This is a genomic window from Anaerophaga thermohalophila str. Valhall (genome assembly GCF_000250735.1).
In the GTDB taxonomy this organism is placed as follows: domain Bacteria; phylum Bacteroidota; class Bacteroidia; order Bacteroidales; family Marinilabiliaceae; genus Anaerophaga; species Anaerophaga thermohalophila_A.
On record NZ_AHZV01000286.1, the window covers coordinates 1 to 10,986 of the forward strand.

At 42.4% G+C, this 10,986-nt stretch carries 5 protein-coding genes; all 5 read left to right on the forward strand.

All coding sequences use genetic code 11. From position 1 onward, the window contains the following. Positions 1-524 precede the first annotated feature (524 nt). The 5 genes from OQ5_RS0114940 (at position 525) to OQ5_RS0114965 (ending at position 10,887) form a co-directional block, all read left to right on the forward strand. On the forward strand, positions 525-3,089 hold the full coding sequence (locus OQ5_RS0114940) for an OmpA family protein (protein ID WP_044107939.1): 2,565 nt from the start codon (positions 525-527) through the stop codon (positions 3,087-3,089). A 24-nt stretch (positions 3,090-3,113) separates the two neighbouring features. Then, positions 3,114-4,721: a hypothetical protein gene (locus OQ5_RS0114945; protein WP_255297571.1), complete on the forward strand. Its 1,608-nt coding sequence runs from the start codon at positions 3,114-3,116 to the stop codon at positions 4,719-4,721. 33 nt (positions 4,722-4,754) lie between these two features. Then, a complete protein-coding gene (locus OQ5_RS0114950; RefSeq protein ID WP_016778257.1) occupies positions 4,755-6,185 on the forward strand; it encodes a DUF5723 family protein in 1,431 nt (476 codons plus the stop codon). A 577-nt stretch (positions 6,186-6,762) separates the two neighbouring features. Then, positions 6,763-8,385: a DUF3843 family protein gene (locus tag OQ5_RS0114955; protein ID WP_016778258.1), complete on the forward strand. Its 1,623-nt coding sequence runs from the start codon at positions 6,763-6,765 to the stop codon at positions 8,383-8,385. Between the two features lie 945 nt (positions 8,386-9,330). After that, positions 9,331-10,887, forward strand: coding sequence for a glycine--tRNA ligase (locus OQ5_RS0114965; RefSeq protein ID WP_016778260.1), 1,557 nt, complete (start codon positions 9,331-9,333; stop codon positions 10,885-10,887). Positions 10,888-10,986: the final 99 nt, after the last annotated feature.

The window sequence follows — 10,986 nt, forward strand, 5'->3', positions numbered from 1 at the left end:
TTTCATTTTAGTCGGACAGCAGTGTTAAAATATAGTTTTATATGAGTTTATGCTCCTTCTTAATCAGAATCGGGGGACTGGGTAAAAATGACTTTTAGAAATGGATGAGCATTATCGGGGTATCTTAATTGATATCCCGGTTTTTTTTGAGAAACAGCAAAAGAATAAACTTTTTTTCCTTTCTGTCGTACACCGGGTTAGGGTCACAATTTTTCTTTTTGAAATGGAATTTCTTTGTGCGACGGCATTTTTAGCATAGCTCAATTTTGCTTCGTTTGCATGCCCCCGATGATATCGGGGCAGGCATTGTAAAAGACACTTTCTGAACAGACACGCAAGTTGTGAAAAATTTTACGAGTTTATGGACAACTACTACTTAACGCAAAAGTTGGATAATTTTTACATATTCCTGAATCTTTCATCGGTTGCCTGGTAGAAACATAAGCGCATCAGCACGACACGAATACCATAGCCGGTAAGAATCTGTAGGAAGTAGATTAGCAGTATTACCAAACTTAAAAATTATGAGAATACTTTTAAGTAGAAGCCTCTTCTTGATTGGCCGTATTTACAGGCTTTCGGCATTTACCACGCGGACATCGGGGAAACAAAGGTTTTTAGTCTCTTTTTTCCTGATAATGTTCTGCTTTCCTTTTTCCTTTTCACAGGAAAATCCCGAGATCGATGTTAGTGAAATCATTTCGCGTTCCGAATATCTTGGAGAAGAATTTATCGTTGAAAAATTCAACGAAGCGGAGAAATATTATCGAAGAGGCTACTACGAAGGCAGTTACAGAGCTTTCAAACAGCTTTACGATATTACCGATGAGGTTGTTCCTCTTAATTATAAAACGGGCATCAGCGCGCTTTTGGGAGGACATTCCAATGAGGCAGCCAGCTATTTACTGAAATGTCTGCCGGATATTGCCGGCGATTATTACCTCCAACTCGGCTATGCTTATCAGGCAGCTCTTGATTATGAGCGTGCAAAAGAAGCTTTCGAAAAATACAATGATACCTTATCAGACTGGGAGAAGAAAACTTTCCGAACCCGCTACAATCAATTGATCAGAGAATGTGACTATGGAATGAAGAATGCTGCTGACTCAATTCCTGCTTTTGTTATTAATATGGGTCCGGCAGTAAACAGTTATTTCGATGATTATGCTGCAGTTGAAAACAGCCGGCATGAAAGAATTTTTTACACCTCAAAAAGACCGGAACGATTGCCCGAAGAGCCACAAAGCCGTAAAAACTTTGAAGAACGGATTCTGGTTGCCGCTTATACCGGCGGAAAGGCATCCGAAGGGGTTGATATTCCCTCGTTAAACAAAAGGTTTAATACTGCTGTTGCAGGAATCTCACCCGAAGGGAACGTTTTGTTTGCGTACGTGGGGAAAAAACGCAGCGGACAAATCAGATTAGCGGATATTACCGAAGAAAAGACAGCACGCCCGGTTGCTATCAGTCACAGGATTGATAAAAAAACATCCAAAGAGACGACAATCTCCGACGCCAAAGGAGGAACTGTGTTTTTTGTTTCCGACCGGTGGGGCGGAACAGGTGGCAAAGATATTTGGGTTACTACCCGTAAAAGAAACGATCGTTTTACACCTCCCCGTAATATTGGTCCCTTAATAAATACACCGCTGGATGAAGAAGCGGTTTATGTCACTCCCGACGGACAGACCCTTTTTTTTGCATCGAACGGACACCCGGGATTTGGAGGTTTCGACATATTTAAAACCGAAAAAGACGAGAATGGAGAATGGACTGAACCAGTAAATATCGGACAGCCATACAACAGTCCTCACGATGATCTGTTTTACCATCCATCTGCCTCCGATTCACTGGTGGTGTTTCTTTCCTCTTCACGGCCCGGTGGTTACGGGGGGCTGGATTTATATAAAATCAGGAGAGACCTGCGTTTACCGTTTTCCATCGCCGGGAAAATTGTTGATGGGGAAACCGATGAGCCTGTCTTTGCGCAATTGTCACTGGTAGACACCTTAAAGAACGAACAAATTTTCTCAGGAGAGAATGATTCTGTTACCGGTGAGTTCTTCATTTCTCTGGAAGATACAGCCGATTATATTTTACAGGCAGCTTCCGAAGCTTATAAAATGCAATCTGCCCGGGTTCCTCAACCCGAAAGGAGACATGCCACGGTGATCCTTAATTTTGAGATGGAGAAATTAAAACATCCATATACGGTTAAGGGAACCATAACGGATAAAGAGACCGGAGAACCCGTGCATGCTGAAATCTTCTTTGCTGCTCTCGAAACGGACTCTCTCATGCATCGCATTTTTTCCGATCCTGAAACGGGAAAATACACCATTACTTTTGAGGACAAAATGAATGTTGAAATGACGGTGTCGGCAGAAAATTATTACAACTATTCATCCGAATTATTACTGGAAAAAACAATTGGTCAGGAAGAAGTGAAAAACATAGAACTCGAAAAGAGCGTTATTGCTTATACCTTATCGGGGAAAGTCACCGAAGAGAATTCCGGTGATATTATACCGGCTGAGCTGGCACTATTCCGTCCGGGAGAAGATGACGCATTAGAGGTTTGTTATGCCGATTCGGCAACAGGCAAATATTCATTGACTGTTTATGAGCCGGGGCCCTTCCTCGTTGAGGTCAATGCCGACGGCTATTTCTTCAGAAACATGCCGCTTCAGTTCCATCCGGATACTACGCTCAGAGTTCGGAATATTGAGCTTCAGCCCATGTCGAAAGGGGCAAGCATTGTGGTGGAGAACATTCTGTTTACCACGGGCAAAGCTACCTTGCGGGCCGAGTCGTACGGTCCGCTCAACAGACTTGTTCGCCTGCTCAGGGAGAATCCCTCTGTAAGGATAGAGGTTTCCGGGCACACCGACAATACAGGGTCGGCATCTCTGAACAAAAGGTTGTCGAGAGCCAGGGCATTGACTGTGAAACGTTACCTGGAATCGCAGGGTATTTCACCCGAACGTATTGAATATGAAGGCTATGGTTTTGACCGTCCGATTGCACCCAATACAACAGCAGAAGGCAGGGCACAAAACCGAAGAGTGGAAATAGAAGTAATAGATTAAGAGTTGATGATAAATTTTGAAGATATGAAGACTTACGGACTGATGAAAATGTTGTTTTTTACCCTTTTGCTGGTGCTATGGGGATGTAAAGACGATGATATATGGGTGAACACAGATACCGAAGGCGATAATCGCCAGGTAGAGATTGCTGCACCGGCCGGTGAATTAACCTATAAAATTTCCGATTTTCTTGAGGATATTGATAACGAACATGTCTTCGTGGACGAAGAGGGGCTGGTCAACGCCAGATATACCCAGGAAGTTGATATTGAATGGGAAACACTTGTAACACTGAACGACGTTGAGGAAACCTGGTATTTTTCCCCGCTCGACCTTCTGTTGTCACCGACGCTGAAAGTAGCAGCTGCCGGGAATTTTGAGGAAAAGGTAAAACTTAATACGCGCGATGATGTTCGTTACGATACTATTTTCATGGATGATGGTATTATGAGTGCGGAGCTGAGAATCCCAGACGGAACTACCGGAACCGTTTCGGTAGCCATCCCTGAAGTGTTGAATGACGGCCAGCCTCTTGAATATTCATTTGAGGCGAATGGTACCAACAATGTGTTCATTATTTATGAAAATTTATCGGGACTGAAAGTAATCCCCTCACAGGCACAGGATTCGAGTTATCTTTCTGTAATAACCACAGTCGATCTGGAAAACGCTGAGCTTGGAAATGTGGAGTTAAATTTTTCTCTGACAGATATGACTCCGGGGTTAACTTTTGGTTATTTCGGGCAACAAACGGCATCAAAGCCGGATCAGGAATTTACATTTGATGTTTTCGACGAACTCGACGTAATTGATGAAATAGAATTTTTTGATTTAGAGTTAAACCTCGAAGTAACAAGTGGAATAGGAGTTCCTTTTGATGTAAGAGTGGAGAACATGGAATTCTTTAAGGAGGACAACCAGTCATGCGGCGTTTTGACCGTTAACAACAATCCGTACATCGATCTTTTTATGGAGCCGGCTATTTACGGCAATCCTGTCGAAAATTCGGAGACAACTTTCGACATCAGCCGTGAGAACTCGGAAAATATAGTTGATATTGTAAACAGCTATCCGGCACGAATGATTTTTGATGTTACTTCATGGTCCAATCCGGAAGGGGAAACAGGTGTCCTCAATTTTATGGGGCCTGATAATATTCTCAGGGGTAAAATGAATGTAATTCTTCCCGCGTGGTTCAAAACCAGTGATTATAATCGTAAAGATACGGTCGATTTTGATATTCATGATATTGTTGGCGACGATGAAGAAGACGTGCGCGAAATTGAAGAATTCATAGTCTGGCTTGATTTTTACAGCCGAATACCTGTCGATATTGTAGCCAGTGCATGGGTCATTGATGCACAAGGCAATAAAATTGACGATCTGCTTGAGAGTGATACGAATGTTATTGCAGCCGGTGATCCCGATCAGGAAGAGCCGGCCCATTCGGAATTTTCTGTCAGCATTTCGGGAGATCAAATAAATGAGTATCTCGACAGGAATGCCATGGAAATAGTTATTCAGACGGGATATAAAACCCCTGAAGAACAAGAATACATTAAAATATATGATGATATGGACTTCAGAGCGGTCGTTTCTTTTGAAGGGCTGGGTAGAATTCCATCTTTCTAAATTCATTGTTTTATCCCAAAATAGCTGTTAGAGATGAATATAAAAAAATATATACTTGCCGTTTCACTTGCTTTGGTTGTCCTGATTCCCGCACAAGGGCAAAGCCCGATGGGGCTTTATTTTATGGAAACCATACCTCAGTCACACCAGATCAATCCTGCCATGCAACCCCGTGCCAACGCGTTTTTTTCTTTGCCTTCGGTCAATGCTCTTTTTCAGAGCGATATGGCATTCAACGATGCTTTCCAAGAGGTCGGGGGCGAGTGGATCACCCCGTGGAGTCAGCGTTTCGACTACTCCGATCTTTACGGGGCCATCGGAGAAGCCGCCAATATCAATCAGTATGGTGATGTCGATGTTTTGGGCATCGGATTTCGCTCCGGGAGAGACTATTTTACCTTTTCAATGGGCATCAAAAGTGTGATGCAAACCGGGTTGCCTTCCGATTTATTTAAAATTGCAGAATTGGGTTTCCCACATGATGAAAGTTTCGATTTTTCTTCAACCCGCCTGAAGCAGGCACTATATCACGAACTTGCATTCGGGTACAGTCGGAAATGGAACGATAAGTTCACCTTCGGGCTGAAGTTTAAGCCACTTTTCGGAATAGTTGGCGGAGTTACCGACATCGATCGTTTTCAGCTGAATACTTCCCGCACTCAATGGGATATGATTGTAGCCGGAACCGTGTATTCGTCAGCACCCGTTGATGTAGAAGAAGGGGAACCCGGCGATTTTCCAGAGTCCATCGACGAGCGTGATCTTTCGGATGACGAAACAACCGATTATTTTAAATCGTTCAGCAATGGTGGGATGGCTTTCGATTTAGGAGCAGTCTACAGGCATGATGAGCAATGGACTTTTTCTGCAGCTCTTACCAATTTAGGATATGTCAGATTTAAAGATGATTTGAACAGCCTATCCTTTAACGGAACCTATTCATTCGACGGAATAAATGTGGAAGGTTCGGATGAGGACGAAATCGAACAGGCATTTGAAGATATTGCCGATTCTATCAAAACGGTTATTGAGTATGATGTGAAGCACGAGAAGTTTAGTGTTCCGTTATCCCCGTTACTTTACCTCGGTGGGTCTTACCGGCTGACACCGGCTGTTACATTCGGGCTCCTGTCGAGAAGTGTTTTTCAGCAGCACAATTTTCGCCAGGACTTTAATCTTTCCGCCAATTTGCAGCCTTATAACTTCGTTGCGCTTAATCTGAACTACGGCGTAAGGCTGAATGGCGGAAACGGAGTAGGTATGGGTACATCATTTCTTTTAGGCCCGCTTCAGCTTTATTTCGCGGCCGACTATTTACCAACACGTTATTCCGATGTAACGTTCGACGATGGCGATTCATTTCCCATGTTCTACCGGCAGAAAGACCTGAGCTTCCGGTTTGGATTGAATCTTATTTTTGGTCGTCACGGTTATCGCGACGAACCGATGTTAGCCGGTAATTGAGGTTATTACATTGAATTGTCAAAGCGAACAACAGCCTGGTGTCGTGTCAAGCATAAAATATCGCACCAAGCATCACTGATTTTCGTTTTTCTTCATGATAAAAAGCTTACGTAGCTATGGCTATGCGCGCTTTTTTTCATTTTGAAAAAAGCAAAAATCAGTTTCAACTTATACGACATTTTTACATAACACGACACTAGCCGAAGAGGTTGTCTGTAAAGACTAATTTTTTTACCGCAGTTCTCACCCCGGAATCCGGACCGAATGTCTGCCTTGTTCCGGAAGGTGCTGCGGTTCTTTATTTTATAAAAAGTTTATCAGGTAATCCCGGATTTTTTTGCAAACAACATGTAGTGAAACTAATTTTAGGCCAAACAAAATAGTGTCTGTCCATAAAGTGCCAGTTACTGTGTTACGCTCGTCCGAAAATTACTCATTTACGATAAGTAAACTCCGTATTTTCGGACTTCGCAAGCCTTGTAAATGACACTTTCTGAACAGACACATGATAGTAAGAAACTTTTCCTACTTTACAGACACATACTAAATATCCGGAAATACAAAATCTGAATTAAACATGCATCAATTAAAAGACAGAATATTTATTAACGAGTGGTTAAACCTGAAACCCTATGAGAGGCAGGTGCCGACAGACAGCTATTATCTTGAGTTGAGCAACAGGGTAAAACAGGCACTTATCAGCTCTCATCAGTCGTTTGTCTTATCTCTTTATATTGACAGGGAAGGCATCGATATTCTTGCTTGTTTTTTAACCTCTTATTTTGAAGATATTATATCCGGAACCAATTTGTGGAGGACGTTCACCAGAACGCATAAAGAACTCTATCAGAAACCTTTGCCGTTTTATGAGTGGGAAGACTATTACGAAGATGAGATAAATGTGCAGGATGTTTATTTTTTGATATGGTATTTCGTTAATACTTATCAACAGGAAAAATTCATTGCACCGGTTAACGGTTTTATTTTCGAAATGGCTGAAAAAGTTATGGCTGTTTTTGATGAAGCGTGGGAGTATGCTCCGGAAAACGAAGACTTAAAGCGATTTTATACAATTGATGAAAACGAGACCGATTTTTACCATGCACGTAACCTGATCGATAATATTTTATTTAAATCGTATTTGTTTTATACAGATACGCTGGCCGAATTATTAGGCAGTGAGCTGGAAATTATTGAAGAGTACGGGAAAGAGAATCATGTGTTGTCACTATTAAACGAGAACAGGGATCAACTGCTGCACAAAGTGAACACAAGGCTACTGGCGCTTAGTGGCAAGGAGTGGGCAGCCCGGTTAATCGGTAAGTACCATCCCCTGTACAACGATTTTCTCAACATGACACCTAAAATTTCCGGACATTTCATGTATAAAGGACAGGATGAAAAGGATGTTTTCATTGAACATATAGCTTCAGGGAAAAAGTTTGCGATGACCAAGAAATCGTTTGAGCACTGCAATGAATTTACAGAAAAGGATACCATCGTGTTTATAGGAATTGTAAACTGGCGAAACGAATGGTGGTTTTCCGGGGTAGTTGCTCAAAGGGATTTTGACCCCGATTTAATATTGGATGAAAAAAATTCCCTGGAAAAAAGAAAGGTTGTGGACTTTTTAGACCATAAGGAGCATAACCCGGACGGAATACTTGAAAAACAACTTGAAGTATTTAAGGATCTGACTAACGGATCGCAGATTGCCTTCCTGAAATCGGACGAAATTGAGGATTTCGTGAAAAAATTTATCGCACATTACAACAAAGTGTTAAAGCTTTCGAAAAGAGAAAGAGAAAAAGCCAGGAAAAGGGCTGAGGCTGAAGGATTCTTTGGTGGTGAAGAAACGACAACGGATTTTTCAGATGCCGGCGGTAGCGGAGTGGTGTTCTTTAATCCAAAAGGCGGCGTAGAAGCGGCATTTGATGTCAACAGTGCTTTCCCTTCTCCACTCAATCCTTTTTATGATGAGGATGAAAGTACAGAACATCTTTTGCATTTATTCATGTCTGACGAAATATCTACGGAGCTGGCGAAGTATTGTGTTGACAACTACAAATCGGAATTACCTTTTTTTGAAGAAGAGGAAGGAAAAATGTATCTGAAAAATATTGACTTTCTTCTGAGATTTTGGAAGAAAGAAAATTTTTTCACAAAACCGGCCATTACGTTTACCGGTACCCCGAAGTAACAAAAAACATAATGTCTTACCCCTCTGTCTCTTGTTTCCGCACGAGTGGGGTGTAGCCTCCTCGAGCGGAATCGGGGGGGAGCCAGAGCCCTCCCCCTAACCCCTCCAAAGGAGAGGTAATTTATTGTTTCACAGCGTAACACGGAGTTCACACAGAGCCTCAAAAAGTGAAAAAATTAGTCTTTTTAAACACCTTCAATAAAAAGTACATTAGCGTCTTACCCCGGATATTCATGTTTTTTGGGAAAATATTTTCCAGCGTCTTATAAATGGCTACGCCATTTGTTGATTGGTAACCGCGAATTCTTGCAAGCAAGCGGCAGAGCCGAGCGTTACGAATTTAGCGAATTATTATCGCACCTTTGGTGCGATTTTAAACGGCTATGCCGTTTAACAAAAGCTGTCGCGTTTTTTTAACTCAGGATTTGTCGATCACATCAGTTGCTTTGCTCTGCAAAGAAATCCGCACCGGCCGGGTAACGTTGTTAACAGGCTAACTAATTTAACAACTTATCACTCTACAAGCTAACTATTGACTATTGACTAACAACTATTGACTAATGTCACCACTGTACGGTTTTGGGTTTTAAGTTTCGAGTTGAGTGTGAGGTGTTAGTGATTAGTTTTGAAAGGGCTTGTTGAGACGCACGGCCGTGCGTCTTTACTTGCCCCCCAAAAAAGTTTCTTTTTTCGGATTTTACGTTCCGGATTTCGAGTTTTTAACTTCTGCCTTCTGCCTTCTATCTCTGGGTTTCTCTGTTTTTTCTATGGTGAATTCTTAACCTCAACCTTAACCTTAATCTTAACCTCAGCTTCAGGTTCAACCTCAACTACCCCTATTTCCTGAATTGATTTCCCCAAAATTATTCGCAATAAACATTTTTTCCCTTATTTTTGTGCACTTTACAAGGAGTGAATTGGACAATAAAAATAAAACATCATTTTATGGCCCAGGAAGACGTATTTAAGAAATTGGTAGCACATTGCAAGGAGTATGGTTTTGTATTTCCCTCCAGCGAGATATACGACGGTTTAGGTGCCGTTTACGACTACGGACAGAACGGGGTAGAGCTCAAAAACAACATTAAAAAATACTGGTGGGATTCCATGGTTCTGCTTCATGAAAATGTTGTGGGACTCGATTCCGCTATATTTATGCATCCCACTACATGGAAAGCTTCCGGGCATGTCGATGCGTTCAACGACCCGCTTATCGACAATAAAGACAGTAAAAAAAGATACAGGGCTGATGTGCTGATTGAGGAATTGATGGCCAAATATGAAGGCAAAATTGATAAAGAGATAGAAAAGGCCCGTAAAAAATTTGGTGACGATTTTGACGAAGCTAAATTCAGGGAAACCAACCCCCGGGTAAAAGCAAACCAGACCAGGCTGGACGAAATACACGGAAGGTTTGTAAAAGCCCTCAATGAAAATGATCTTCAGGAGTTGCGTCAGATCATCCTCGATTATGATGTGGCCTGTCCTGTTTCAGGCTCCAAAAACTGGACGGAGGTTCGTCAGTTCAACTTGATGTTCTCGACCGAAGTAGGGTCTACAGCAGAGGGTGCTTCTAAAATCTATCTTCGTCCCGAAACGGCACAGGGTATTTTTGTCAATTTCCTGAATGTTCAGAAGACGGGGCGGATGAAACTCCCGTTTGGAATTGCCCAGATCGGGAAGGCCTTCCGCAACGAAATTGTGGCACGACAGTTCATTTTCCGCATGCGCGAATTTGAGCAGATGGAGATGCAATTTTTTGTCAGGCCCGGAGAGGAAATGGAATGGTTCAATTACTGGAAGCAGGTGCGCATGAAGTGGCACAAGGCGCTTGGAATGGGAGAAGATAAGTACCGCTTTCACGACCACGATAAACTGGCACATTATGCCAATGCTGCTACCGATGTGGAATTTGAAATGCCGTTTGGCTTTAAGGAGGTAGAGGGCATTCATTCACGTACCGATTTCGATTTATCGCAGCATCAGAAATACTCGGGCAAGAAGATGCAGTATTACGACCCGGAACTGAATAAAAGTTATGTCCCCTACGTCATCGAAACCTCAATTGGTGTAGACCGGATGTTTTTGAGTATTCTGGCGGGTGCCTATACCGAAGAAGAAGTCCCTGGCAAGGATGGTCAGCCCGGCGATACAAGGGTGGTGCTGAAACTTCCGCCCGTACTTGCGCCTGTTAAACTGGCCGTTTTGCCCCTGGTGCGTAAAGACGGACTTCCTGAAAAAGCACTCAAAATAGTAGACCAGTTTAAGTTCGATTTCAATTGTCGTTACGAAGAGAAAGATTCCATCGGGAAACGTTATCGCCGCCAGGATGCCATTGGAACACCTTACTGTATTACCGTGGATCACCAAACGCTTGAAGACGACACAGTCACCATCCGTTATCGCGACAGCATGGAGCAGGAACGTGTAAAAATTTCAGACCTTTACGGCATCATTACCAACCGGGTGAGCATGAAAGAACTTTTGAAAACGCTTGTTTAATCAATACTCCGTTAAACTTTTGCAAAACATTGCAAAACAATTGTTTGCATCTAAAGAGGTTTAATTGTTAAAATACAGTATATCAAGGTTGTACGAAAC

Bases quoted from the DNA above. Each gene is read 5' to 3' on its own strand.
- OQ5_RS0114940 (WP_044107939.1), top strand. From the start codon at position 525: ATGAGAATACTTTTAAGTAGAAGCCTCTTCTTGATTGGCCGTATTTAC.
- OQ5_RS0114945 (WP_255297571.1), top strand. From the start codon at position 3,114: ATGAAGACTTACGGACTGATGAAAATGTTGTTTTTTACCCTTTTGCTG.
- OQ5_RS0114950 (WP_016778257.1), top strand. From the start codon at position 4,755: ATGAATATAAAAAAATATATACTTGCCGTTTCACTTGCTTTGGTTGTC.
- OQ5_RS0114955 (WP_016778258.1), top strand. From the start codon at position 6,763: ATGCATCAATTAAAAGACAGAATATTTATTAACGAGTGGTTAAACCTG.
- OQ5_RS0114965 (WP_016778260.1), top strand. From the start codon at position 9,331: ATGGCCCAGGAAGACGTATTTAAGAAATTGGTAGCACATTGCAAGGAG.